At 61.4% G+C, this 24031-nt stretch carries 18 protein-coding genes; 4 read left to right on the top strand and 14 right to left on the bottom strand.

The genetic code is table 11. The features are described from left to right. Nucleotides 1-88 precede the first annotated feature (88 nt). On the bottom strand, nt 89-466 hold the full coding sequence (locus ACP15N_RS17745) for a DUF3307 domain-containing protein (RefSeq protein ID WP_425093687.1): 378 nt from the start codon (nt 464-466) through the stop codon (nt 89-91). A gap of 142 nt (nt 467-608) precedes the next feature. Here ACP15N_RS17745 and ACP15N_RS17740 point away from each other — a divergent pair, with 142 nt between their 5' ends. Next, on the top strand, nt 609-1100 hold the full coding sequence (locus ACP15N_RS17740) for an asparaginase domain-containing protein (RefSeq protein ID WP_425093686.1): 492 nt from the start codon (nt 609-611) through the stop codon (nt 1098-1100). Here the strand turns inward: ACP15N_RS17740 and ileS are convergent. The 4 genes from ileS to ACP15N_RS17720 form a co-directional block, all read right to left on the bottom strand. Further along, nucleotides 1097-4045 carry an isoleucine--tRNA ligase gene (gene ileS / locus ACP15N_RS17735; protein ID WP_425093685.1) on the bottom strand — a complete coding sequence of 983 codons (2949 nt, stop codon included), beginning with the start codon at nt 4043-4045 and terminating at the stop codon, nt 1097-1099. The genes ACP15N_RS17740 and ileS overlap by 4 nt on opposite strands. Nucleotides 4046-4220: 175 nt before the next feature. Then, entirely contained in the window at nt 4221-5840 is a 1620-nt protein-coding gene (locus ACP15N_RS17730; RefSeq protein WP_425093684.1) for an FAD-dependent oxidoreductase, read from the bottom strand. Between the two features lie 19 nt (nt 5841-5859). Then, on the bottom strand, nt 5860-6888 hold the full coding sequence (locus tag ACP15N_RS17725) for a YcjF family protein (RefSeq protein ID WP_425093683.1): 1029 nt from the start codon (nt 6886-6888) through the stop codon (nt 5860-5862). Between the two features lie 13 nt (nt 6889-6901). Then, on the bottom strand, nt 6902-8314 hold the full coding sequence (locus ACP15N_RS17720) for a YcjX family protein (protein WP_425093682.1): 1413 nt from the start codon (nt 8312-8314) through the stop codon (nt 6902-6904). Nucleotides 8315-8418: 104 nt separating this feature from the next. On the opposite strand from ACP15N_RS17720, the gene truA reads away from it, so the two are divergent. The 3 genes from truA to ACP15N_RS17705 all read left to right on the top strand — a co-directional run bounded on the left by truA (nt 8419) and on the right by ACP15N_RS17705 (nt 12405). Then, nucleotides 8419-9186 carry a tRNA pseudouridine(38-40) synthase TruA gene (gene truA / locus ACP15N_RS17715; RefSeq protein ID WP_425093681.1) on the top strand — a complete coding sequence of 256 codons (768 nt, stop codon included), beginning with the start codon at nt 8419-8421 and terminating at the stop codon, nt 9184-9186. 260 nt (nt 9187-9446) lie between these two features. Then, nucleotides 9447-10823, top strand: a complete 1377-nt coding sequence (locus ACP15N_RS17710) for an HlyD family secretion protein (protein ID WP_425093680.1) — start codon at nt 9447-9449, stop codon at nt 10821-10823. 1 nt (nt 10824) lies between these two features. After that, nucleotides 10825-12405 (top strand): glycosyltransferase, encoded by a 1581-nt coding sequence (locus tag ACP15N_RS17705; protein WP_425093679.1) that lies wholly within the window; start codon nt 10825-10827, stop codon nt 12403-12405. Nucleotides 12406-12412: 7 nt separating this feature from the next. Here ACP15N_RS17705 and ACP15N_RS17700 read toward each other — a convergent pair whose 3' ends face one another. The 9 genes from ACP15N_RS17700 to aceE form a co-directional block, all read right to left on the bottom strand. Continuing rightward, nucleotides 12413-13006 carry a DUF4453 domain-containing protein gene (locus ACP15N_RS17700; RefSeq protein WP_425093678.1) on the bottom strand — a complete coding sequence of 198 codons (594 nt, stop codon included), beginning with the start codon at nt 13004-13006 and terminating at the stop codon, nt 12413-12415. Further along, complete coding sequence (locus tag ACP15N_RS17695; RefSeq protein ID WP_425093677.1) at nt 13003-13581, bottom strand: DUF4453 domain-containing protein; 579 nt, start codon at nt 13579-13581, stop codon at nt 13003-13005. The genes ACP15N_RS17700 and ACP15N_RS17695 overlap by 4 nt, the downstream gene beginning before the upstream one ends. A 48-nt stretch (nt 13582-13629) precedes the next feature. Beyond that, the gene (locus ACP15N_RS17690) at nt 13630-15045 is read right to left on the bottom strand and encodes a nucleotide sugar dehydrogenase (protein ID WP_425093676.1); all 1416 of its coding nucleotides are present in this window, start codon (nt 15043-15045) and stop codon (nt 13630-13632) included. Nucleotides 15046-15201: 156 nt separating this feature from the next. Then, the gene (locus ACP15N_RS17685; RefSeq protein WP_425093675.1) at nt 15202-15963 is read right to left on the bottom strand and encodes an ABC transporter permease; all 762 of its coding nucleotides are present in this window, start codon (nt 15961-15963) and stop codon (nt 15202-15204) included. Beyond that, nucleotides 15960-16760: an ABC transporter ATP-binding protein gene (locus tag ACP15N_RS17680; RefSeq protein ID WP_425093674.1), complete on the bottom strand. Its 801-nt coding sequence runs from the start codon at nt 16758-16760 to the stop codon at nt 15960-15962. The genes ACP15N_RS17685 and ACP15N_RS17680 overlap by 4 nt, the downstream gene beginning before the upstream one ends. A gap of 127 nt (nt 16761-16887) precedes the next feature. Beyond that, the gene (locus tag ACP15N_RS17675) at nt 16888-17901 is read right to left on the bottom strand and encodes an ABC transporter substrate-binding protein (RefSeq protein ID WP_425093673.1); all 1014 of its coding nucleotides are present in this window, start codon (nt 17899-17901) and stop codon (nt 16888-16890) included. 247 nt (nt 17902-18148) lie between these two features. Then, complete coding sequence (gene lpdA / locus ACP15N_RS17670) at nt 18149-19891, bottom strand: dihydrolipoyl dehydrogenase (RefSeq protein WP_425093672.1); 1743 nt, start codon at nt 19889-19891, stop codon at nt 18149-18151. Between the two features lie 12 nt (nt 19892-19903). Next, nucleotides 19904-21172 (bottom strand): dihydrolipoyllysine-residue acetyltransferase, encoded by a 1269-nt coding sequence (gene aceF, locus ACP15N_RS17665; protein ID WP_425093671.1) that lies wholly within the window; start codon nt 21170-21172, stop codon nt 19904-19906. Nucleotides 21173-21196: 24 nt separating this feature from the next. Continuing rightward, a complete protein-coding gene (gene aceE, locus ACP15N_RS17660; protein ID WP_425093670.1) occupies nt 21197-23857 on the bottom strand; it encodes a pyruvate dehydrogenase (acetyl-transferring), homodimeric type in 2661 nt (886 codons plus the stop codon). Between the last annotated feature and the right edge of the window lie 174 nt (nt 23858-24031).

Below are 24031 nucleotides of genomic sequence, written 5' to 3'. Positions count from 1 at the left end.
TAATGCAGCAGGTTAGTACACGACCTGCGCTGAAAATCGCACCACGGCGCCGAAATCGCGCACCGGTATCAGACCAGTGAAGGCTGGTTCAGGAAAATACAAGACCCGCGATCGCCAGATACGTGGCCTGGTGCAAGGCCTGATCTGTGCCCGTAATCACCCAGAACCGCTTTTGCGAGGCATCGACGCCGGCCCGACGGGTGACACGAGATTTCACCCAGTCGATGTGATAGTGCAACACGGTCTCCGCCAGACTTAGGGCCGCGATCGCACCAAGTCCGATGGGAACCGGAACAACCATCAGAACCAGCCCGGTGCCGAAGCCATGCAGTCCAGCATGCACCAGTCCCGCGGGATGGCCATAGGTGCCTTTATGCGTGGCCATCCAGTTGGATTGCCAAAAGAAGTCGAAAAACAGGTGCTTGATCTGCAACATGAGCACAAGCAGCAGCACGCTCAGAACCATGGGCGTGGCCTGTCTCGGGACGCATCTCCCCTGGAAAACCACACGTGGAAAGGCACCATCGGCTTGACCGCCTCTGCGAAATCACGTCCTCGTGTGACATGGGCCCGCCGCAATCGTCAAGCGGGCGGAGGAGAGCTGATCCATGCAGGATGTTCGAATTCTGGTCACGGGCGGAACCATCGACAAGGTACATGATCCGCGCACCGAAGGGTTGGCGTTTTCTCCGGATGGCGCCACGCACATTCCCGAATTGTTGCGGATCGGGCGGTGTCACTTTCCAAGTCTTGAAGTCGTGATGCTGAAAGACAGCCTGTATTTCGACGACGCCGACCGCGACGCGATCGCCCAAGCGGCCAGTGCAGCTGCGGAGGACAAGCTGGTCATCACCCATGGCACCGGAACGATGGGCGAAACGGCGCGGTTTCTGGAAACCCGCGTTTCCGGCAAAACCATTGTTCTGACGGGGGCGATGCGGCCCTTCTCGCTTTATGCCTCTGACGGGGAGTTCAATCTGGGCGGCGCGGTGGTCGCGGCGCAATTGCTTGAACCGGGCATCTGGGGGGTGATGAACGGGCGGGTTTTTCCCGCCCGATCGCTTGACAAGAACACCGAACAGGGCCGGTTCGACGTTTAGCCGACAGCGCTGTTGCACCGCGAGCAAACGCCCGGATTTGCGTGGGTGCCCACATCCGGCAGGATTTTCCAGCAGCGTTGGCATTTCTGGCCAGTGGCATGCCGGAAAGACACGGCGACGCCCGGTACGTCTTCCAAACGGAACGCAGACTCCGGCGCGGGATCACTGCTCAGTTCAATCTGCGACGTGATGCAAAGATCAGCGAAGGTTTCAGGTTCCGTGATGATCTGGGCAAACGCGTCGGACAGGTACACGACGGGTGCCGCTTCCAGGGACGAGCCAATAGTCTTGGCCGTCCTTTCCTGTTCCAGGGCACCGGTCACGACCCGCCGCACAGCGCGCACCTTTTTGGCGCGCGCCGCCAGATCATCATCGCGCCAGAGGTCCGGAACCGGCACCATATCCTGCAAATGCAACGAGTTGTCATCGCCCGGGAACCGCTCCAACCACACTTCTTCCATGGTGAAAACCAGGATCGGGGCAAGCCAACCGGTCAGGCGTGTGAACAATTCACCGAGAACCGCTTCGCATGCGATCCGGCGCGGGCTATCCTCTGCATCGCAATACAGGGCGTCCTTTCGGACGTCGAAGTAGAATGCTGACAGATCCAGCGTCGCGAAGTCAAAAACGGTGCGCCAGACGCGCTGAAAGTCGTACGCCGCATACGCCTCGCGCACCTCTGCATCGATTTCCCACAGACGATGCAGGATCAAACGTTCGAGTTCAGGCAGTTCTGCTGGCATCGACGGCACCGTCGCCGGCAGAGAGCCCAGCATGAACCGCATCGTGTTGCGCAGACGGCGATAGCTGTCGGCCACGTTCTTGAGGATTTCCGGCCCGATCCGCAGATCGACCGTATAATCCGACTGCGCCACCCAAAGCCTCAGGATGTCCGCACCGTATTGCTTGATCACCTCTTCGGGCGCCACGGTGTTTCCCAGCGACTTTGATTGCTTCATTCCTTTTTCATCGAGCGTGAAGCCGTGCGTGAGAACCCCGCGATACGGTGCCATTCCGCGCGTTCCGCAAGCCTGCAACATCGACGAATGAAACCAGCCACGATGCTGGTCTGTGCCTTCCAGGTACAGGTCGGCGCGTCCATCCTCGGACCCGTCCGGACGATCGCGCAGCACGAATGCGTGCGTTGACCCGGAATCGAACCAGACGTCCAGGATGTCAAACACCTGTTCGTAGTCGTCCGGCGCGTAGTCGTTGCCCAAGAAGCGTTCTTTTGCACCTTCCGCATACCAGGCATCCGCGCCTTCGGCCTCGAACGCTTCGGCCACACGGGCGTTCACCGTCGGATCACGCAAAAGATAATCTTCATCAGTGGGTTGGGCGCCCTTCTTGACAAAACACGTTAGTGGAACACCCCAGGCTCTCTGACGGCTCAGCACCCAGTCCGGCCTTGCTTCGATCATCGAATACAGCCGGTTGCGCCCGGTTTGCGGGGTCCATGTCACCAGTTCGTCGATAGACCGCAACGCACGTTGACGGATTGTCTTGCCATAGGTGTCGTCGCCACCGATTTCGCGGTCGATGGCCGCAAACCACTGCGGGCGATTCAGGCGGATCACCGGCGCCTTGGAGCGCCAGGAGTGCGCGTCCGAGATCGTCAGCCGTTGCCGGGCCAACAGCGCCTCAAGTTCCGTCAGCTTGGCGATCACGGCCTTGTTGGCCCCACCCGGCTTGCCGTTGGGTTTGATGATGCTTTCCCCCGCGAAGAACGGCAGGTCCGCGCGGTAGGAACTGTCGTCGAGGATGTTATAGGTCATCGGCAGGCCATGCTTGACACCGATGGCATAATCGTCGTCGCCGTGACTGGGCGCTGTGTGCACGAACCCGGTGCCCGCGTCGTCGGTTACGTGATCCCCCGGTAACAGGGGGACGTCGAAATCCCACTCACCTTCGGCCCCGTCCGCCCCGCGCATCGGGTGTGCGCAAGTCAGCCCTTCCAGCTCCAACGCGGATACGTCCCGGCGGCGATCATAGGCCACCACACGTGCCTGCGCGAACACGCTCTCTGCCAGGGCGTCCGCCATGATGTAGGTGTCGCCCACCTGCGCCCAGCACTCTTCGGGCGTCTCGGTGACCTCGTAAAGCCCGTAGGAGATGCCTGGTCCAAAACAGATTGCGCGGTTCTGCGGGATCGTCCAGGGCGTCGTGGTCCAGATCACCACCACCGACTCTTCGAGTTGTTCGGCCAGCAATTGCGCGCCCGCCCCCATGAGGTCATCGGGCTCATCCACCGGGCTTGGCGTCTGCTTGGCATGCACGACCGGAAATTTCACCCAGATCGCATCGGTCTGGCGGTCGTGATACTCCACCTCGGCCTCGGCCAGCGCGGTTTTTTCCACCGGAGACCACATGACGGGTTTCGAGCCCTGGTACAGCGCGCCATTCATCAGGAACTTCATGAATTCCTCGGCGATCACACGCTCCGCGTGAAAGTCCATCGTCAGGTAGGGATCATCCCAGTTTCCGGTCACACCGAGGCGTTTGAACTCCTCACGCTGGATATCGATCCAGCCTTCGGCAAACTCACGGCACTCGCGGCGAAACTCGTTGATCGGAACCGCATCCTTGTCGCGCCCCTTCTGGCGGTACTTCTCTTCGATCTTCCATTCGATCGGCAGACCGTGGCAGTCCCAACCGGGCACGTAGCGCGCGTCCTTGCCCATCATCTGCTGGGACCGGACCACCATATCCTTGAGGATCTTGTTCAGCGCGTGACCGATGTGCAGATGTCCGTTCGCATAGGGCGGGCCGTCGTGCAGCGTGAAGGGCTCACGTCCTTCGGCCTTGTCGCGCAGGCGGTCATACACCCCGATCTTTTCCCACCGGGCGAGCCAGTCAGGCTCGCGCTTCGGCAGACCCGCACGCATCGGGAAATCAGTTTTGGGCAGGTTCAACGTGGCTTTGTAGTCGGGCGTCTCGGCGCTCATCTCAGGCGTCCTGTTCGTCATAAGGGGAAGATCTGAAGGGCGGCGCGGGCAATCCAACGCCAGTGTCCCGGCGGCTCAGGTCAGGCGAGCGCCGGGCTTATAATTCGAATAATGATCGCGAAACGAGGCATCATGCGCCGGGTTATAGGCACGTTCATCGCCGGGGGCAATTGCCTCAGGCGTTCACATGCGCCCAAACGCTGGACATCACGACGGAGCCTTCACCCACCCCGGAGGCCACGCGCTTGGTCGAGCCCGCGCGCACGTCGCCGACGGCGAACACGCCAGGCAACGACGTCTCGTAGGTGGAGCGCCCACCGGCGTCGCGCCCGGTACGCACGAACCCGTTTTCGTCGAGATCCACATGCCCTTGCAACCAACCCGTGTTCGGCGCTGCCCCCACCATGACGAACACGGCGCCGGTCGGAAGTATCCAGTCCGCGCCTGCCGCCTTGTCGCGAATGACCGTTCCGGTCAGCTGAGTGTCGCCCTGGAATTCCTTGACCTCTGTCCGCCGGTGCAGGGTGATGGCCGGATCCTGTTCCAGCCGGTCGCTGAGGTAAGACGACATCGACGCTGCCAGGCTGTCACCGCGGATCAGGACATGCACGTGCTTGGCAGTGCGTGACAGGAACATGGCCGCCTGCCCGGCCGAGTTGCCGCCACCAATCACGATGACTTCAGTGTTGCGGCAATAACGCGCCTCCACATCCGTGGCCGCGTAGTAAACGCCCGCGCCCTCGAACTCTTCTAGCCTCGGAATGGGCAATTTCCGGTATTGAACGCCCGTCGCAATGACCACTGATCTCGCGCAAACCTGCGCGCCATCATCCAGCGTGACGCAAAACGTGCCGTCCTCCAGAGGCTCAAGGCCTGTCGCCCGGCGAGGCATCGCGAAGCGTGTTCCGAACTTCATGGCCTGGACTTCGCCCCGCCAGCACAGATCAGCACCGGAGATGCCGGTGGGAAAGCCCATGTAGTTCTCGATCCGGCTTGAGGTGCCCGCCTGGCCACCGATGGTCAGGTCTTCAACCGCCAGCGCATTGAGCCCTTCGGCCCCTGCATAAACGGCTGCGGCGATCCCCGCCGGGCCACCGCCCACGATCAGCACGTCATAGGTCTGGTCGCGACCCAGTTCCATGTCGATCCCCAGAATCTCGGCGACCTTGCGCGGGGTCGGATCCTCGATCACGCGGTTCTTCCCGAAAATCACCGACGGGTGTCTGGGCAGGAGCGCGCAAGCCTCGGCCAATTCCTCGGCCTCGTGATCCTCGAGATGGAAGGAGTTGAAGGGGATCCTGTTCCGGCTGGCGAAGGCCGCAATTCGGCGGATGTTTCGATCCTGATCTGCCCCGATCAGCGTCAGCGCGGCCTGATTGCTTTCGAGCATACGGCGCCGCCGCGCGGCGAAGACCGACACGATGATGTCACTCATCTCCGGAATACGCGACATCAGGTCCAGCATATCCCGTCGGGCCACGGCCAGCACGCGGGTCTGCGCGATCGCGCGCGCGCCCATCAGAGACTTGCCCCCGTTCAGAAAGCTGATCTCGCCGAAGAACTGGGTCGGTCCGAGCGTCGCGCCATCGCCGTAGCGTTGACCGTCAACGGGGCTGAGCGCCTCCACCTCGCCATCGAGCAGATAGAAAAACTCTTCCTGCGGATCGCCCAGATCAATCAATGTTTCGCCCGCTTCGAGCAGACGTTCGCGACCGATACGACGCATCGCAGCAACGTGTGCCTCGGCCAGCGGCGTGCGTACCATCGTTCTGAGATCGGGGGCGAGTTGATCCATGGGTTTCTCCGCGAATGGGTCAGGTTTTCTGGGAAAATAGCCCGGTAAGGGCGCGTTTCACGAGGCTGGAGATCGATGGCCGGCGGCCCTCGCCAAAAGGCAACGGGCGGCATACTTCCATCGCGGCGACGCCCACACGAGCAGTCAGAGCGCCGTTCACGACGCCCTCCCCGAAGCGGCGCGACACCTTGGACAGAACCCCGCCGCCCGCGACCGACCCGATCAGATCATCGCCCACGGCAACCGCGCCAGTGGCCACCAAGTGAGACAAGACCTCCCGCGTCAGGCGCCAACTGCCCAGCGTGCCCGAGCGCCCGCCATAAATCTCCGCAATGCGGCGGATCATGCGGAGGTTGGCCGTCAGCGCTGCAATGACGTCCGCAAGCGCCAGCGGAACCAGCGCGGTCACTGTTGCGACCTGACGCGCGGCGGCAGAAACCTCTGCCTCGGCACGCTGGTCCAGCGGGGCCAGCAGATCTGCCTCGACCACCGTGAATACACCGCTGACATCGAACGCGTCATCTGTCCGGGTCTTCAGTCTGGCCCGCGCCTGCGCCAGTTCGGGGCGATCATGGTACAGCGCCGAAATCTTCGCGGCGACCACCTTGGCTTCGGACAGCACATCCGCAGATCTTGCAGCCTCGGCCTGCTCGTGAAGCACATCAAGCCTGGCAATTCGCGAAAACGCCCGCCATTCGCGCCACGCGATGATCAGCGCACACAGCAAGACAAGCCCGAACAGGCCGGCTGCAACGGCACCAAGTACCGGGTTCGCGGTCAGCAGGTCCGTGACGAAATTCGTGGCAGCAACAGACGCGGCAAAGAGCACCAATGCAAGAAGCGCTGACCAGAACACCCGTGCGACCCGGGAGGGCCGCCGCGCGGCCAGAGCCGCGACCTGTTGCATCGTCGCCCCTGAAATCCGGGCATCACCCACGTCCGGCACAGGCGGCGCGCTGGCCGGATGAGGGCGCTCTGTCACGCCGGGGGATGGACCTGGCGCGTCATCCTCCAGATCAATCAGGACAGCGCCTTTTTTCTCGGCCATAGGAAGCCCCTTCCTAGCGCAACCGGTCGCCCAGCAGAAACTCTGCCGCGCGATCCAGTCTGATATGTGGCGGACCCTCGCCCTGCCGAAGCGTCAGGGCCGCCGGGGCAAACTGCATGGCGGCGTATTCCCCCTGCAACCAGCCTTCGGCTTCTTCCTTGGCCGGGGACAGAACCGTCATCGGATCCTCGGGCAGATCGCCTGCGTAAAACGCCGCTTCCTTGCCCGTATCCGCAAGCCGACCGCGCACCAGATCAAGCGTCCGACCCTGATGGGTGCGGGTTTCTTCGGTGGTCGCACGCAACGATGCGATCGCCATCGCGCCCGTCTCTGCCCCGGCGAAATCCGCGCGCCGTCGCGCATCGCGCACCAATGCGTCCATGATCGCGGTTAATCTGGCATGCTGGGTATGGTGCAGGTGATCGGCCTTCGTTGCGGCAAACAGGATTCGATCTACGCGTTTGCCCAGAAGCGCGCTCAACCACGAGTTCTTTCCGGGGCGAAACGCCCCAAGGATATCCTCCATCGTCTGGCGCAGATCATCAAGCGCCGCGGGGCCTGCATGCAAAGCGCCCAGCGCGTCGACGAGCACGACCTGTCGGTCAAGTCGCGCGAAATGATCGCGGAAGAACGGGCGGGCGACTTCCCTTTTGTACGCCTCGAACCGTCGTTCAAACTCCCGCCCCAGCGAGTTGCGCCCATAACTGCCTTGCGGGAGGGGTGCAAACGTCAGTACCGGAGACCCAGCAAGTTCACCCGGAAGGATGAAACGCCCCGGCGTGCAGTCCGAAAACCCGGCATCTCGGGCCGCGTGCAAGGCATCCGTATAGGCAGCGGCAAGGCGCTGAGCCTCGGGTTCCGACAGTCTGGCAGAAGGGTCGGTACTGGACATTGCCTCTGCAAATGCCTGCCCACCCGGCCGCGCTGCGATCTTGCCCAACATCTCCGCCGACCAATCGGAATACGTTTTCTCGATCAGGCCTAGATCCAGCAACCACTCGCCCGGGTAATCGACGATATCCAGGTGGATCGTGCGTGGCCCGGACAGGCTGCCCAGCAGACCGACGGACTGCACGCGCAGGGAAACGCGCAACTGCGAAATGGCGCGCGTGCTGTCGGGCCAGGTGGGCTGCGTCCCGGTCATCTGCGCCAAATAGGGTTCGAAGTCGAACCGCGGCACCGTGTCATCCGGCTGGGGTTGCAGATAGGCCGACCGGATCGCGCCCGTCGCAGCCGCCTGAAACTGGGGCATCCGCCCCCGATCTAGCAGGTTTGCAACCAGCGATGTGATAAATACCGTCTTGCCCGAGCGGCTCAGACCGGTCACGCCAAGCCGGATCACCGGCTCGAACAGCGTTTCACGGACGGCGCCCGTGGTTTCAGACACGGTCCGCTCAAGCGAGTCGGCAATACTGGAGATGATCAAATACCCGGAGCCCTTGTTTCCCCGATCAACATAAGGACCCCGCGCGCGGGATCAAAGGGGCAAGCGCGATTGTCTCGGCCCGCCCGGCGCGCTATGCCGCCCGCATGCCTCGCTATGCGTTCCTGATCGAATACAATGGCGCCCCGTTCGCCGGATGGCAGCGCCAGAAAGAGCACCCTTCCGTGCAGGGCGCGGTCGAGGACGCCCTGCGTAAACTAGAGGCGGATCACCCCGGCCTTGCCGCGGCGGGGCGGACAGATGCGGGCGTGCACGCCACCGGGCAAGTGGCGCATGTGGATTTGCAGCGCGGCTGGGACCCGTTTCGCCTGTCGGAGGCCCTGAACCACCATCTAAGGCCGCTGCCAGTGGCAATCCTGGCGTGTGCAGAGGTCAATCCGGAGTTTCACGCGCGATTTTCAGCGGTCGAGCGTCGGTACCTGTTCCGCCTGATCGCGCGCCGCGCGCCGGTGACCCACGACCGCAACCTGGTTTGGCAAGTGGCGCAGCATCTTGCCTTGGAGCCGATGCGCGAAGCTGCCAAACACCTGATAGGAAAGCATGATTTCACGACATTTCGCGCCTCTGAATGTCAGGCGGCCTCGCCGGTCAAGACGCTGGACGAGATCTCAATAGAAGAACATCCGATCCCGCGCGGGAGCGAGTTTCGGTTTCATCTGCGCGCGCGCAGTTTTCTGCACAATCAGGTCCGGTCCATCGTGGGCACACTGGAACGGGTTGGCGCCGGATCATGGCCTCCCGAACGCGTAAAAACCGCACTTGAGGCACAGGATCGTGCCGAATGCGGCCCGGTTTGCCCCCCACACGGCCTTTACCTGTCGGCCGTGCGTTATCCGCAGGATCCTTTTTCGTAAGGAAATCAACGATTGGAAACAATACACCGAAATTGTTTCCTTTAAGCCGCATTCTTGCCCTTTTCCGGCGCGAAACCGGACGCTGAGGACATGAGCACAGATTCAACCAAGGACAGTTGGCAGGTTGGCACGCCCCCCGGACCAGAACCGGGTGGCACACGACGCGGGGCACAAAAAAACGGGCATCTCAAGGCCCGCCCCCGTCCCACCCCCAAACGTCCGGAGGCAGCGCGGCGGTGAATATTCGCCATGAAAGACCAATGCCAGACATGGCATTCCGCATGCAGGCCCCGTTGGGCCTGTCGCTGCCGGACGGTCGCCGCGCGGCTGTGCGTGAATGGTCGCTGACGGGTCTGACCTCCTACGATCTTCCTGACGAGGCTCTGGTCGAGGCAATCCTGTCGATCCCGTTTCAGGGCGTGGTGCTGAGCTTTCCCGTCACGCTGGAAAAAGACCCCGGCCAACCGATCTACCGGTTCCGTAACCTCACGGGTCGTCAACGGGAAACGCTGAGCCTCTTCTACCGCTCGTTGCTGTCGGGCAAAATGGCCACGACGGGCGATATGATCACCAGCCTCGATACACCGGTCGATCTGATCCCGATGGAGGAAACCGAGCAGGAACGCGAGATCGCGGTGTCCACCAAAACACCACGCGGGTTTCGGACATTGATGGTGTTGGCGGTCTATATCGTGCTCAGCCTGTCGGTTTTCGGCTACCTCGGCTCACTCGTCCTGACCCGCATCAACGAGATCACCGTGCAGCATGCGCGGTTCCTCGCGCCGATTGAGCCTGTATCCGCCCAGGTATCGGGATTTGTCAGCGATGTCCTCGCAGAACCCGGTGCCTTCGTGGCCGCGGGCACTCCGATCCTGCAACTCAGCGACCCGCAGGCCGAGCGTCGCCTCGAAGATTTGCGCCGCGACAAGGTCTCCGCGGAGGTCGCTCTGGCGGAGGCAACCGCCGATCTGGCCCGCCATGAGGCGGGCCGCGCCGCCGAACGCCGCGTCCTGACCAGAGCCCTGACCGACGCCATTTCGGAACGCCGTCCACGGGACTTTTTCAGCGGATATGATCTGGACGCGGTGGAGGATGCGACACGCGCGCTGGCGATGTTCGACACCGGCCTGAGCAGCGCGCCAAGGGACTTCAACTCCATAGGGGCCCAGTACGTGGCCATAGCGGACGACAGGCGCCAAAGGCTGCGGGTGATCGAACGGGATTTCGAGACGTATCGAGCCGCATTGAACAACCTGACCGTGATCGCCCCTCGCAACGGCCGTGTCGTGTCGTTCATGGTGTCCGAAGGACAATACCTGCGTGCAGGCGCGGCCCTACTGGATTTCGAAGAAGACAAACCACGCACGGTTCAGGGCTGGTTGGACCATCGGTATTCCGGCGCTGTGTTCGAGGGGATGCCCGCAATCGTGACCTTTAACCTGACGGGCGAAAAACGCGCGCTGGACGCGCGGGTCTCGCGTGTCGAGGCCGCCATAGATCCGGCGCGCCCCAACAATTACGGAATCATGGTTGTCCTTGAGGCTGACGGCATCTCTACCGAGGAGAGCCGGGTATTGTTCTCGCGCAATGCGCCAGCCGCCGTCAGCCTGCAACGCAACGTGTTCGGATGGTTCTGACATGCAGCGCAACCGCTCTTCCGAGTACGCATTTGCGAAGGACCTGAGCGCCAGACTGCGCGAGGTTGCTGCCCCCCGCCCTACCTTCTGGCAACGCTGGCGGGCGGACCGGGCAGTCACGATGCTGGCCTTGGTGATGCTGTTGGCAGCAGCGCTGATCCTGACACCGAACCACTTCTTTGATCCGGAGTTGCGCAGCGTGACGTTGATGCTGGGCGCTTTGGGGTTCTGGCGCTTTGGCTGGTGGTTCAACCATGCGATCCGCGCGGAACTCTACAAACGCGGTATGTGGCCCGAGATGCGCAAATCGGCCGATGCGCTCTGGGAGGCGGGATGGCGCCCGCGCCGCTTGCACATTCAAATGACGACCTACAAGGAAAACGTGGCGATCACGCGTGTGGTCATCGGATCGATCATAGATCAGGTCCGGCGCGAAGGAATCCCGACCACGCTCTGGATCGGCACCGGTCACGCCTATGACGAGGAAGTCATTCGCGAATACGCTGAAACACACGCCCAGGACGCCGATATCGACATCATTTTTGTCCGCCAGAACCAACCAGGCAAGCGCATGGCCATTGGGTTGATCCTGCGCGGCATGGCCCGCTACGTCACGGACCCGAACGACCTTGTCATCTTCATGGACGGGGATGCCGCCTATGGTCCGGACGTCATGCGCAAATGCCTGCCGCTGTTCGCGGCCGACCCCGAGCTGCAGGCGCTGACCACGAACGAAGAGGTGATCTGCTACGGGCCGGAATGGGTTCAGTCTTGGCTGTCCATGCGGTTCGCGCAACGGCGTCTCGCGATGCAGAGTCACGCCTTTTCGGAGAAGGTTCTGACCCTGACCGGACGGATGAGCGTGTTTCGCGCCCGGCACATCATGTCCGAGAAATTCATCCGCACGATCGAAGCAGACCATCTGGATCACTGGCTCTGGGGACGGTTCCGGTTTCTGTCCGGCGACGACAAGTCAAGCTGGTACCACCTGCTGAGCCACGGCGCGAAGATGACATATGTACCGGACGCGATGGTCTACACCATCGAGGTGATCGAAGGCTCTGCATGGACCCGGATGGTAGAGAATTTTCGCCGTTGGTCAGGCAACATGCTGCGCAACGGCGCGCGGGCCATCGCGCTTGGCCCGAAGACATGCGGTTTTTTCATCTGGTGGTGCCTGATCGACCAGCGGCTTGCGATCTGGACCATGATGGTCGGACCGGCGCTGGCGCTGATGGCGTTGACGGTGAACCCGATCTACTTCCTGAACGTTCTGATCTGGGTGATTGCGTCACGCATCATGCTGTGCCTCTTCCTGTTCCGTTATGCACGCGAACCGGACCTGAAATGGCCCTTCATCCTGTATGTGAACCAGCTCCTGAATGCGGCAGTGAAGATTTTCATGATTTTTCATCTGTCGAAGCAGAAATGGGCCAACCGGGGCAATCAGACCTCCAAGGCGGGCACAGGGCGCGTCGCACAAATGCAAAACGGAATCGCGAAATTCCAGCTCTATACTGCAGTTGCCACGTTCCTGACGGTGGTCGGGATCATGTCCGGCTACTTGCCCATGCCAGGCTAGCGCGCCTTCAGCCTGCCTGCTGGCCACACATGGTTCGGCTGTCGAACCCCGCGTTTGGCATCCAGCCGCCGGACTTCAAACCAACCCGGCCCGGTCCCTCGGTCGTCACGTAAGACCAGTCCTGTGCAGGGATGTGAAAGAAATAGATCGTATCACCGGGATCGATCCGCCCGATCGGGGTGCCTTGCACGCCGTGCGTATCCATCAGGGTCACTGGCCCGCCGCGCCAACCGATACACCCAAAGCCCTGACCCCGGTCTTCGGGCAAAGGCAATGCAGAAAGGCGCTGCCGGATCGCGAGATCCTTGAGGTCCAGAAAGGTCGTGTTGGTCGACACGTTGCACCCCACCTCGCGCTCTCTGTCACCAAGCTGGTTTACAAGAGCTGAAAAGGCCGGCGCAACGCTTACTTGCGACCCAAGGCACCCGGTGTTGTCAAACACGGACTGCCCCAACGGGCTGTCGAAACAAATACCTGCACGGTCGAGAATTGCGTTTCGCGTGAACCACAGGTCCTCACAATATCCGGCGAGCGCTTGATACGGCGCTCCGGCCAGTAAAGGAAACAGAAGGCCAACCAGAGCCGCACGCTTTGCCGTCATCCAGCTTGCTCCCCACATACCACGTTTGCGTCAACTCCGGGTTGCATCCAACCTCCTGATTTGAGCGGACCACCCGCCCGCGTGTAGGTCAACACATAGACCCAAGTCGGACCCGGGCCGTGCCACATGCCAACGAAGTCGCCTTCTTCGATTCGCCCTACCTGAGCGGAATTTGCCGATCTGGAACTGTACAACGGCAGCACTCCGCCCCGCCAACCGATGCAGTTGAACCCGGGGCTGTCGCCTGCCACTGGCAGTTCCACAAGTCGCTGCCGGATCGCAAGATCTGGCAGGTTGAGTACCGGTTGCGTGGTATCGATCCGGCAGCCTTCACGCTGCTCTTGCTGCGCGAGCGACTCGACGAACTGCGCGAACTCGGGTGCGAGTTGGACCGATGGTCCGGTACATCCGGTATTGTCGAAAATCGCTTGGCCCAGAACCGTGTCGAAACACATACCGGCCCGGTCCAGAATGGCGTTTCTGGTGTACCAGAGGTCTTCGCAAACGAATGCCCGCGCGCTATGCGGCGCGAGAGACAGAAACAGCGCAGACGTAAAGAACAGAAATCGAAACACGCGCCAAGGCTGGCCCGTGTTTCCTGAGTCGGTCAAGACCCCAGCGGATTACCAGCCGATACCATCCACATGCGGCAGCGCCACCTCGTTTCCGAAGAGCCGCACAAGATCGATGGTCGGCTTGAAGCTGGCCTTGACGATCTCCCTGTAGCGCCCGTGATTGTGTGTCACGATGATTGCATCGGCGCCGTCGATGGCGTGTTCGGGCCGCTCTACCAGCAATCCGGGCAGTTCCTCAGCCAAAGCGGAAAGTCCGGGCGCACCGTGCGCGACGTAGGACAGTTGGCTGGCTATCGGTGTGTCCGGAGTGATCGACATGTCATGGGCAGCAATCTCGACACCCTCGGCGCGCAGCGCTGCAATCACGTCCAGGATCGGGCTTTCCCGCAAGTCGTCCGTCCCCGGCTTGAAGGCAAGGCCCAGAACCGCAACCCGCTTTGCGCCGGTGTCACGGACCATGCGAATGGCCTCGGCCACGTGCGCCTCGTTCGACGACATAGCCCCCTTGATCATCGGCAAGTCGACACCGTGGCTTTCGGCGATGTGACGCACAGCGCGCACCTCCTTGGGCAGGCAGGAGCCGCCATAGGCAAAGCCGGGCTTGAGGTAGTAAGGGCTCAGGTTCAGCTTGGTGTCCTTGCAAAAAATATCCATCACCTTGTGGCTGTCCACACCAAGCGGTTTGCACAGACGCCCCACTTCGTTGCCAAACGTCACCTTGACCGCATGCCAGACATTGTCGACGTATTTCACGGTTTCGGCAGTTTCGATTTCACAAAGGATTGGTGCCGCGTCCACCGGCTCGAAAATCCGGGCCACAATTCGCGCCGCGCGCTGGTCAGAGGCCCCGATCACCGTCTTGGGGGGCTTGCGGAAATCATCCACGGCGACGCCTTCGCGCAAAAACTCAGGGTTGAAGCAGACCCCGAAATCCTGGCCGCAGAGCAGCCCGGAGGCCGCCTCGATTTCGGGCACCATGACGCCCATCGTGGTTCCGGGGGGGATGGAACACCGCAGCACCACGACATGATATGCGTTCGCGGTGTGCGCTTTCTTTTGCGCCAAGCCTTCGCCGATGGCCCGTGCGGCGGAACGGATGTAGCGATCATCGCAACCGCCATCCGGCGCTGTGGGTGTGCCGACCGAAACAAACGTGACGTCGGTGTCGCGCACGGCGGCAATCAGGTCTTCTTGCGCAGAAATTCGCCCTTCGCTCACGCCCTGGCTCAGCAAGTCGCCCAGTTCATGTTCGTGGATCGGGCTGCGGCCAGAAGCAATGGCATCGACCTTGGTTCGGTCCAGATCCACCCCGACCACGCGGTGCCCAAGATCGGACAGACACGCTGCAGAGACCGCTCCGACATACCCCAGTCCGACAATCGAGACCGCGGGTTTCTCTTCGATCACACGGAAGGCGATTGCCTGCGCAGCGCGGTTCAGAAGTTCGTAGGTTCCATCAGCCATGACGCCCTCGTTAAGAAACAGGCGCCACGTTCTGCTGCGCCACGGACCGAGAGAACATGGTTAATTTGTTTTAAATCGTTCGAAACCGATGGGAAAATCGGGCAATTTCGGGACTATGTTGCGAATATGGAGACAGTCCCGAATACAACCTGTGGATTAGGTCTCCTGCCGTTCGGCCCACCCCGCGAACACCTTCTCCAGCGCGACGACGACGTAGTAGAGAACGATGCCGAGGAAGGCGAGCGCGATCAGGACCGCAAACATCAGCGGATAGTCCGAATTGGTCCGGCCACTGTCGAATAACGCGCCAAGGCCGCGCCCGTGCGGGCTGACAATCTCCATCAGGTTGGTGCCGATGAAGGCCAACGTCACGGCGACCTTCAGCGCCCCGAAAAACTCCGGCAGGGTTTTGGGAAGCGCGATCTTCCAGAAGATGGTCATCTTGGAAGCCCCAAGCGACCGCAGGATGTCACGATACTCAGGCTCCAGCGTGCTCAGACCGATGGACACCGAAACAGCAATTGGAAAGAACGAGATCATGAATGCAATGAGCACCGTGTTGAAATCATGCGCGCCCACGAACATCAGCGCGATGATCGGCACCACGGTCGCCTTGGGCACGGCATTGAAACCGACGAGCAAAGGATACAGGGCATCGCGCATGGTCCGCGAAAAGCCCATGATCATGCCGAGCGCGGTGCCGAACACGATGGCGAGCGCAAGCCCCGCGACTGTCCGCCAAAGCGTTTGCCATCCGTTGATCAGAAACAGCTCCCAATACCGGGTGTAAGCGGGCCCGAGATCACTGGGGGAAGCCATCACGAAGTTCGGCCAGCCATTCGCCCAGACCAGCAGTTCCCACAGCAGAAGGAACACGATGATGGCGATGGTCGGAATGGCGATCTTCTTCAAGTTCACTGTGCTGCCTCCGCCTCTGCGGGCGCGCGGCCCTGCGCGACCTGGATCTGATGGCGCAGAATGTTCAACCGCTCCGCCGAGGCGGGCGTGTACAGATCATCGAGCGCGCGCGGCCCGTTATAGGGGACGTCCATCACGTATTGCGCGTGTGCAGGGCGCCCTGACATTACGACGATCTGGTCCGCCAGAAAGATCGACTCGCGCAGATCATGGGTGATCAGCAGGCCGGTGAACGGCTCTTCGGCTTTGACCTTGTGCATGGTGTGCCACAAGTCCTCGCGCGTGAAAGCATCCAACGCACCGAAAGGCTCATCGAGGATCAGCACATCTGGCTTGTGCACCAGCGCCCGGCACAGCGATGCGCGCTGGCGCATGCCGCCGGACAGTTCCGAGGGTTTCTTGTCTTCGAACCCGGCCAATCCGACCAGGTCCAGTAGAAACCGCGCCCGCTCCGCGCGCTGCGCCTTGCTCAGTTTGTTCGGCACGATCTCCAACGGCAGGATCACATTGTCGAGGATGGTGCGCCATTCCAGCAGAACCGGGTTCTGAAAAGCCATGCCAACGGTGGATCTGGGGCCCCTGACCTGCTCGCCATGCAGCCAGACCTCGCCCTTATCTGGTTTCATCAATCCCGACACCAACCGCGTCAGCGTGGATTTTCCGCACCCCGAGGGGCCCACGACGGCAGTGAACCCGCCTTCTTCGATGGCGATGTTCAGGTGATCCAGCACGTGCAGCGGCCCGCCATCCGTGTCGAATGTGTGCGAGACATCCCTGATCTCGATCAACGCTGTCATGGGCTGCCCCTGCCTTGGCGACCTTGACGCGGCCACCATTTCTTTTGTGAGAAAAATACCTCCGCCGGAGGCATCCGAACAATTCGGGCGCGCGGTCCCGTGTGGACGGCGCGCCCGGAACCGGTGCTTACTTGATGGCGAAGTTGCCTTCCGGCAGATAGCTGCCATCGAAATAGGCATCAATCGGCAAGGCGGGGTTCTGGAACTCGTAGTTCAGCGCAAGTTGCTCCAGTGCCGTGGCCATGCGTGCTTCGTCGATCCCGCCCATGCCATTTTCCATAACGTAATCGGTTGCGACATTCGCGTCGATGGACAGTTGCAAACGGCGCTGCTCCAGCGCGACATCGGCGGCGGGGTTGCGCGCGATCACCGCTTTTGCCCCCATCTCAGGATCTGCAATGACGTCCTTCCAGCCCGCTGCCACCGCCCGCAGGAACGCCTCGACCGTCTCGCGGTTCTCGGCAGCATAGTCAGTATTCACAAGGATCGCGTTGCCATAAAGCGCAAGTCCGTGGTCGGCCATCAGGATCGTGGCAATATCATCCTCCGGCACGCCAAGGCGCACGAGGTTCAGGAAGGACGAGAACGAAAAACCCGCAATCGCATCCACCTGCCCTTCGGCCAACATCGGCTCACGTGTCGGGAAACCAACGGGCTCCACTGTCACCTTGGTCGGATCAAACCCGGCGGCAGCGGCAAACGCCGGGAACTGCGCCCAGGCGCCGTCCGGGGGCGGTGCGCCCAACACGCGCCCCTCCAAGTCTTTGGGTTCGCTCACCCCCTGGCTTTTGCGACCGATGATGGCGAACGGCGGCTTGTCATAGATCATCATTACGGCCTTGACCGGTGCGCCCGGGTTCTGGTCGAGGAACTTCACGACCGAATTGATGTCGCCGAACCCGATCGGGAACGCGCCGGTGGCGATTTTGGGGATCGTGTTGACCGAGCCCGATCCGGCCTCGATTGTAACCGACAGGCCCTCATTCGCGAAATGTCCGTTGTCGATGGCAGCGAAATAGGCCGCGGACGGGCCTTCGAATTTCCAGTCGAGGGCGAAAGGCACCTCGGTTTCGGCGGAAGCCGCACCCGCAGAAACGGCAAGCGTCGCGGCGGCGACAATTTGGGTAAAGCGTTGGAACACGCGGTGTCTCCCTGTTTGTTGGCCCGTACATGGGCGCTGAATAGGCGTGAAATCGGGCAGAGCACGCCCGGCTCCGCGCCAGACTTGTAAAACCTGTGCTGGAGGTCAAGTTTCGGCGCCTATTTTTCGGTGACGACTTGGGCATATGCTTACGAATTGTGCACCGCGCGTCCGCCACTCTCCTTGGCGTTGAACGAAAAAAGCCGCGCCCTCGGGCGCGGCTTTTTCTGGAGAGCTGTAGGGGTGCTCAGTGCTTTTTCTTTTTTGGCGGCATCAGGTCCGTGATCGTTCCTTCGAACATCTCAGCCGCAAAGTTCACCGTCTCCGACAGGGTCGGGTGCGGGTGGATCGTGTGGCCAAGATCCACGGCGTCTGCCCCCATCTCAATGGCCAGAGCCACTTCTGAGATCAGATCGCCCGCGTTGGTGCCGACAATGCACGCCCCGATCACGCGCTGATCCTCTGGATCAAACAAGAGCTTGGTGATCCCTTCGGACCGGCCATTGGACAAGGACCGTCCGGACGCCGCCCAGGGAAACACACCCTTTTCGTACTTCACGCCCTTGGCCTTCGCATCGGTCTCTGTCAGGCCGCACCAGGCCACCTCGGGGTCGGTATAGGCGACCGACGGGATCAGCTTGGCATCGAAATGCCGCTTCTCGCCTGCGCAAACCTCTGCCGCGACCTTGCCCTCATGCACGGCCTTGTGCGCGAGCATCGGCTGACCGACGAGATCGCCGATTGCGAAAATATGCGGCACACCGGTGCGTTGCTGGCTGTCCACGGCGATGAAGCCCCGCTCGTCCACAGCGACACCCGCCTTATCGGCATCGATCAGCTTGCCGTTGGGCTTGCGGCCCACAGCAACCAGAACCTTGTCGAACGTATCGGTTGTGACCTCCCCCTTATCATCTTCAAAGGTGACCTTCAGCCCCTTCTTGAGCGCCTCAACCGCCGTGACTTTGGTCTTGAGCTTGATGCCCTCGTACCGACCTTCGATCCGCTTGTGCAGAGGTTTGACGATGTCCTTGTCCGCGCCGGGGATGATCTGATCCATCAGTTCCACCACAGTGATATCTGCGCCCAAGGCGTCGTACACGCAGGCCATTTCCAGACCGATGATGCCACCGCCCAGAACCAGCATGCGCTTTGGCACATCCTTCAGCTCGAGCGCGCCCGTGCTGTCGATGATCCGGTCATCTTCCGGCAGGAACGGCAGGTTCACCGGCTCGGAGCCTGCCGCAATGATGCATTGGTCAAAGCTGACATTGGTCACCTTGCCATCGTCGCCTTCGACCGCGATCATGTTGGGCCCGGTGAACTTTCCATACCCGGTCACGACCTCCACCTTGCGGCCCTTGGCCAGACCACCCAAACCACCGGTCAACTGACCAATCACGCTGTCCTTGAAGCTGCGCAATTCGTCCAGATCGATCTTCGGCTTGCCAAAGCTGACGCCATGCGCGCCCATTTCCTCGGCCTCGGTGATCACCTTGGCAACGTGCAACAGCGCCTTGGACGGGATACAGCCCACGTTCAGGCAAACCCCACCCAGCGACGGGTAGCGCTCGATCAACACGACCTTTTTGCCAAGGTCGGCAGCGCGGAAGGCTGCAGTGTAACCGCCCGGGCCGGAGCCCAGAACGACCACTTCGCCATGCACATCGCCGGGGCCCGTGGCCGTTCCGGTGGCCGCGACAGCGCTCGGTGCCGCGGCGGGGGTCGCTTCTGCCGGGGCTGCGGCGGGGGCGTCTGCGACCTCAGCGCCGTCAAACACCATGATGACCGTGCCTTCGGAGACCGTGTCTCCTTCGGCAACCTTGATCTCCTTGACCACACCATCGGCGGGGCTGGGCACTTCCATCGTGGCCTTGTCGGATTCAAGTTCGATCAACGGATCTTCCGCAGACACCGTGTCACCAACCGAGACGAGGATCGAGATCACGGGCACATCCGTGAAATCGCCGATATCGGGTACTTTAACATCCATCGGTCTGTCCCCTTACCACATCAACTTGCGCATATCGCCGAGCAGCGTCTTCAGCGTCACGACGAAGCGTGCTGCCAAGGCGCCATCGACGGCACGGTGGTCATACGACAGCGACAGCGGCTGCATCAGGCGGGGCTTGAATTCCTCGCCGTTCCAAACCGGCGCCATCTTCGACCGCGTCAGGCCGAGGATCGCGACCTCGGGTGCGTTGACGATCGGAGTGAAAGAGGTCCCGCCGATCCCGCCCAGGCTTGAGATCGTGAAGGTCGCGCCCTGCATGTCGGGCCCTTTCAGCTCGCCAGCGCGTGCCTTGGCCGACAACTCCATCAGTTCCTTGGAGATATCGACAAGACCCTTGCGATCCGCGTCCTTGATCACCGGCACCATGAGGCCGTTGGGCGTGTCTGCCGCAAAACCGATGTTGTAGTAGGATTTCTTGATCAGCTTGTCGCCATCCGGGTGGATGGAGCTGTTGAACTCCCAATGCTCCTTCAGTGCACTGACGGACGCCTTGATTACGAAGCTCAGAAGCGTGACGCGGTAGCCGTTTTCCTTGGCCATCGTGTCCATTTCCTTGCGGTACTTATCAAGATCGGTGATGTCCGCCTCGTCGTTATGCGTGACATGCGGGATGTTGAGCCAGGACCGATGCAGCGCAGGGCCCGAGATCTTCTTGATCCGCGACATCTCCACGTCTTCGACCGGGCCGAACTTGGAGAAATCGACCGCCGGGATGGGCGGAATGCCCATGCCACCCTGGGCCGCCCCACCGGATGCCGCAGGCGCGGTGGTGGATTTCAGGTAGGACGCCACGTCTTCACGCAGGATCCGTCCCTTTCGGCCCGAACCGTTCACCTTGGCCAGATCAACGTCGAGTTGGCGCGCGAATGCCCGGACGGAGGGGGAGGCATGCGCCTTGCCAAATCCGGCATCCGTTACCGGTGCTGCGGCCGGAGCAGCAGGGGCAGCCGTTGCCGCTGGTGCGGCGGCGGGGGCCGCGGGAGCCGAGGCCGCCGGCTTGTCCGGCGCCGAGGCTTCCGCCGCCCCTTCGCCTTCGAGCATCATGATCAGCGTGCCTTCAGACACGTTGTCGCCCTCGGCAACCTTGATCTCGGCCACCTTGCCCGCAGCAGGACTCGGGACCTCCATGGTTGCCTTGTCACTCTCCAACTCGATCAGCGGGTCTTCTTCGCTAACCGTGTCACCAACCGACACCAGAATGCTGACCACCGGGACATCGGTGAAATCGCCGATATCCGGCACTTTTACTTCAATAGCCATTGTCTTTGTCTCCTCGCGTCCCGATCACACCAGCCGGGGGTTCGGCTTGGCGCCGTCGATGTCGTACTTGCTCAGGGCTTTTTTCAGGACTGCGTCCGTGATCGCCCCATCCTTGTGCAGCGCCACCATGGCGGCGGCTGCGATGTGGTTGGCGTCCACCTCAAAGAAGCGGCGCAGGTTTACCCGGCTGTCGGACCGACCGAACCCGTCCGTGCCCAGCACGGTAAAGTCCTGCGGCACGAAGGCGCGAATTTGTTCCGCGTAGTTCTTCATGTAGTCGGTGGCTGCGATGACCGGGCCCTTGGCACCGTCAAGCTGCTGCGTGACAAACGGCACCTTCTGCTCGCCAAGCGGGTTCAGACGGTTGTGACGCGCACAATCCTGTCCCTCACGGGCCAACTCATTCATCGAGGTTGCCGACCACAGGTCAGACGTGACACCGAAGTCTTCCTTCAGCATCTCGGCTGCCTGCATCGCCTGCACCAGGATCGTCCCCGATCCCATCAGGTTGACGTGCTTCTTGCCGGGTTTCGCCGTTTTCTGGAACCGGTAGAGACCTTTGATGATCTCGTCCTCGACACCCATCGGCATGTCCGGATGGCTGTAGTTCTCGTTCATCAGCGTCAGGTAGAAATAGACGTCTTCCTGTTCGACATACATCCGCTTGAGCCCGTGATGCACAATCACCGCAACCTCGTACTGGAAGGTCGGGTCGTAGCTGATGCAGTTCGGGATCGTACCCGCCAGGATATGGCTGTGCCCATCTTCATGCTGCAGGCCCTCACCGTTCAGCGTGGTCCGACCGGCGGTGCCGCCCAGCATGAAGCCGCGCGCACGGCTGTCACCGGCCGCCCAGGCCAGATCGCCGATCCGCTGGAAGCCAAACATCGAGTAGTAGATGTAAAATGGGATCATCGGCACGCCGTGGTTGGAATACGACGTCGCGGCCGCAATCCAGTCCGCCATGGCACCGGCTTCGTTGATGCCCTCCTGCAGAACCTGACCGCTTTCGCTTTCCTTGTAGTAGGACATCTGATCGCGGTCTTCGGGCGTGTATTGTTGGCCCTTGGGGTTGTAGATCCCTACGGACCGGAACAGCCCCTCCATGCCAAACGTTCGGCTTTCGTCGGGCACGATCGGGACGACCTGCTTGCCGATCTGCTTGTCGCGCAGAAGTGTGGTCAGGATGCGTACGAAGGCCATCGTCGTGGAAATCTCACGCGTTCCGGTGGATTTCAGCTCCTTGCTGAAGGCGTCCAGCGCTGGAATTTCCAGTTTGGGTGTGTCGCGCCATTCACGTTTCGGGAACTCTCCGCCGAGCGCTTTGCGCTTATCGGCCAGATAGGCCTTTTGCGCATTGTTCAGGCTGACGAAGGGGATGTCCTTTTCCAGTTCCGCGTCCGTGACAGGGATCTGGAACCGATCGCGCATCGCCTTGAGCTGGTCGAGCTGCATTTTCTTCTGCTGGTGGGTGGTGTTTTGCCCCTCACCTGCTGAGCCCATGCCGTAGCCCTTGACCGTTTTCACAAGCAGAACCGTTGGCTGGCCTTCTGTCTTGGTTGCACGCAGGAACGCGTTGTAGACCTTCTTGGGGTCATGGCCGCCACGGCGCAGCGCCCAGATCTGGTCATCCGTCCAGTCCTCAACCAGCGCGGCCGTTTCGGGGTATTTGCCAAAGAAATGCTCGCGGATATACGCGCCATCCTTCGACTTGAAGGTCTGGTAGTCGCCGTCGAGTGTTTCGTTCATCAACTGGCGCAACTTGCCGGAGGTGTCTTTCTCCAGCAGGTCGTCCCAGCCGCGGCCCCAGAGCAGCTTGATCACATCCCAGCCTGCGCCGCGGAAGTCACCTTCAAGCTCCTGCACGATCTTGGAGTTGCCGCGCACGGGTCCGTCGAGACGCTGCAGGTTGCAGTTCACAACGAAGATCAGGTTGTCGAGGCCTTCGCGCGCTGCCAGTGCAATCGCCCCGAGGCTTTCCGGCTCATCCATCTCGCCATCGCCGAGGAAGGCCCAGACCTTGCGGTCGCTGGCGTCGATCAGACCGCGGTTGTGCATATATTTCATGAACCGCGCCTGATAGATCGCCATGAGCGGCCCAAGACCCATCGAGACTGTCGGGAACTGCCAGTAATCCGGCATCAGCCACGGATGCGGGTAAGAGCTCAAACCCCCACCGGCCACTTCGGAGCGGAAATTTTCAAGCTCTTCGGTGCTGATGCGCCCTTCCATGAAGGAGCGTGCATAAATGCCCGGGATCACGTGGCCTTGGAAGAACACGAGATCACCACCATGGATCGCTGATTTTGAACGCCAGAAGTGGTTCAGGCCGACATCGTAAAGTGCAGCCGAGGATGCGAAGGACGCGATGTGCCCGCCATACTCGCTGGATACCTTGTTGCGCTTGACCACGGTAGCCATGGCATTCCAGCGGTTGATGGTCCGAATGCGCCATTCCATCTCGGTATCGCCGGGGATCTCAACCTCGTCATCGGGGGAGATCGTATTCTGGTACGGCGTCGTGGCCGAGAATGGCAGCGTCGCCCCCGCGGCACGCGCTTGGCTGACCGCCTTGTCGAGCAGGAAATGTGCCCGATTGGCGCCGTCGCGTGCGATTACATCCTCGATCGCATCTTGCCATTCCTGGCTTTCGACGGGATCGATATCCGTCTTGAGGTCGGTCATGCTGTTAGTCCCTCCGTCGTATCACCGGGCGATCCGGTTTAGCATTGGTTTAACGCTAAACCAGTCAGAGCGCGCTTTGTTCCAGCCAGGCGGCAAAACAAGAGCGTTCGCGGACCTGACTGCGCCGCGTTCTTCAGTCTGCGCAAAACGCGCTGATTAGGATGAGCTTTTCCT

The organism is Tropicimonas sp. S265A (assembly GCF_049800835.1).
Classification (GTDB): domain Bacteria; phylum Pseudomonadota; class Alphaproteobacteria; order Rhodobacterales; family Rhodobacteraceae; genus Dinoroseobacter.
Note: the sequence above shows the minus strand (reverse complement) of the source record. Positions and strands in the feature narration are given on the sequence as shown.

What these genes read in the sequence shown, in the direction of transcription:
- aceF (WP_425093671.1), bottom strand. Translation starts at nt 21,172, where the DNA reads ATGGCTATTGAAGTAAAAGTGCCGGATATCGGCGATTTCACCGATGTC.
- ileS (WP_425093685.1), bottom strand. Translation starts at nt 4,045, where the DNA reads ATGAGCGCCGAGACGCCCGACTACAAAGCCACGTTGAACCTGCCCAAA.
- ACP15N_RS17725 (WP_425093683.1), bottom strand. Translation starts at nt 6,888, where the DNA reads ATGGCCGAGAAAAAAGGCGCTGTCCTGATTGATCTGGAGGATGACGCG.
- ACP15N_RS17700 (WP_425093678.1), bottom strand. Translation starts at nt 13,006, where the DNA reads ATGACGGCAAAGCGTGCGGCTCTGGTTGGCCTTCTGTTTCCTTTACTG.
- ACP15N_RS17680 (WP_425093674.1), bottom strand. Translation starts at nt 16,760, where the DNA reads ATGACAGCGTTGATCGAGATCAGGGATGTCTCGCACACATTCGACACG.
- ACP15N_RS17690 (WP_425093676.1), bottom strand. Translation starts at nt 15,045, where the DNA reads ATGGCTGATGGAACCTACGAACTTCTGAACCGCGCTGCGCAGGCAATC.
- ACP15N_RS17710 (WP_425093680.1), top strand. Translation starts at nt 9,447, where the DNA reads ATGCCAGACATGGCATTCCGCATGCAGGCCCCGTTGGGCCTGTCGCTG.
- ACP15N_RS17745 (WP_425093687.1), bottom strand. Translation starts at nt 466, where the DNA reads ATGGTTCTGAGCGTGCTGCTGCTTGTGCTCATGTTGCAGATCAAGCAC.
- truA (WP_425093681.1), top strand. Translation starts at nt 8,419, where the DNA reads ATGCCTCGCTATGCGTTCCTGATCGAATACAATGGCGCCCCGTTCGCC.
- lpdA (WP_425093672.1), bottom strand. Translation starts at nt 19,891, where the DNA reads ATGGATGTTAAAGTACCCGATATCGGCGATTTCACGGATGTGCCCGTG.
- ACP15N_RS17730 (WP_425093684.1), bottom strand. Translation starts at nt 5,840, where the DNA reads ATGGATCAACTCGCCCCCGATCTCAGAACGATGGTACGCACGCCGCTG.
- ACP15N_RS17740 (WP_425093686.1), top strand. Translation starts at nt 609, where the DNA reads ATGCAGGATGTTCGAATTCTGGTCACGGGCGGAACCATCGACAAGGTA.
- ACP15N_RS17705 (WP_425093679.1), top strand. Translation starts at nt 10,825, where the DNA reads ATGCAGCGCAACCGCTCTTCCGAGTACGCATTTGCGAAGGACCTGAGC.
- aceE (WP_425093670.1), bottom strand. Translation starts at nt 23,857, where the DNA reads ATGACCGACCTCAAGACGGATATCGATCCCGTCGAAAGCCAGGAATGG.